Source organism: Paenibacillus sp. KS1 (assembly GCF_001680695.1).
Classification (GTDB): domain Bacteria; phylum Bacillota; class Bacilli; order Paenibacillales; family Paenibacillaceae; genus Paenibacillus_B; species Paenibacillus_B suaedae.
This window is the reverse complement of record NZ_MAIS01000233.1, coordinates 1-1,290: the sequence shown is the minus strand read 5'-3', so window position 1 is coordinate 1,290 and position 1,290 is coordinate 1. Positions and strand designations below refer to the sequence as shown.

The following is a 1,290-nucleotide window of genomic DNA, read 5'->3' as shown; positions in this document are numbered from 1 at the left end:
CTATACCGCGTTTAACCGCGGTATAGCCTTTTTGCGTTACGGTATTGAAATTAGGTGACTTCCTTCACTACGGCGAACGAAAATCTCTTTTATTTGAGTTGTTTAGCAAATAGAAGGGAGTATTTTTTATGTTTGCTGCAAAGCCATCAGAGGAGAAATAATGGGTTTGAGTGCGTTCGTTGTATCTTTCAATAATTAACACGTTTTTCATGGTATAGTAAAATATAGGGAGTGAATTAGAGCGGTGTGGAGGGATAGCTTTGGATGTAGTGATCACCAGAACAATCGGAGAACTTATCATAGGCACTAGATGTTCAAGAAACAAATTAGAGAAATGATGAAGAAAATAATCCCTATTTCTCTTGTGAGCCTATTGTTGTTATTTGCAGTGATCACATCAATAATAGTGTTATTTTTTTTCAATGTCGGCATTTTTGAAATCTTAGGGATCGAATATGATTCATGGAAGTCAATACTATTGTTCTATGGATTGTCACTGATTGCAGATGCTGTTGTTATAATTGTTCTCATGTTTATTAAGATTAATTGCTCTAAAGTAGGGCACAATTTTCGGAGACTGCATGAATTTATACTGCGAGTTGTGCTTAACTTTATTGCTATTTACACGATAGATGAATGTATGTCTTCGGTTCGTATCTCTTTTGTTGCCGAGGTAGTTTTCGCACTCATTATTTCTACAATAGATATTTCAATAACTGCAAGCAAACGGGATTCCGGTAATCCTAGAAGTGAATAAAAAAATTCGGACATTTTGATTCAAACATCTCTTTGCAATTGTATTCATTGTGACCGCAAGTCAGTAATTAACTTACAGGAGAAAGATAAAATAAGTAAGCAGCTAAGGGGAGTATCCACATGTACTCCCTTAAACTTGTGTTTCTATGGTGAGATAATGCACTTTTGTCTGAAACGTACATTAAAATGTACGTGAGGTGAGCCGTCATAGACAAGAATTTAGAAGAAAAGATAAACGAACTCAAGGAAAAATTAGCCGAGGCGGTAGGAAACAAGGAACGACTAACAGATGAAGAAGTGGTTCAAATCAGCCAACAGTTAGATACATATATTGTTAAAACACATTCTCGTCAAGATGGAGAAAGAAGAAAAAGATAGAATTGGATGAGTTTGAAGTAATTTGAATAGTTAATCTCAGTTTAAAGCCTAACCCTAAAGGATATAGATTCACAATTAGCTGTTGATTTCAAAAAGAACTCAAAAGAGTCTCTGAGGGGGAGATAGTAAAGGCTATACCGCGTTTAACCGCGGTAT

Annotated in this window: 2 protein-coding genes; both read left to right on the top strand. The window is 35.7% G+C overall.

Going from position 1 to position 1,290, the window contains the following annotated elements:
• Positions 1-310 precede the first annotated feature (310 nt).
• On the top strand, positions 311-757 hold the full coding sequence (locus BBG47_RS31345) for a YrvL family regulatory protein (RefSeq protein WP_065294469.1): 447 nt from the start codon (positions 311-313) through the stop codon (positions 755-757).
• 206 nt (positions 758-963) lie between these two features.
• Positions 964-1,134 (top strand): aspartyl-phosphate phosphatase Spo0E family protein, encoded by a 171-nt coding sequence (locus BBG47_RS29215; RefSeq protein ID WP_083189650.1) that lies wholly within the window; start codon positions 964-966, stop codon positions 1,132-1,134.
• Positions 1,135-1,290: the final 156 nt, after the last annotated feature.

What these genes read in the sequence shown, in the direction of transcription:
- BBG47_RS31345 (WP_065294469.1), top strand. Translation starts at nt 311, where the DNA reads ATGTTCAAGAAACAAATTAGAGAAATGATGAAGAAAATAATCCCTATT.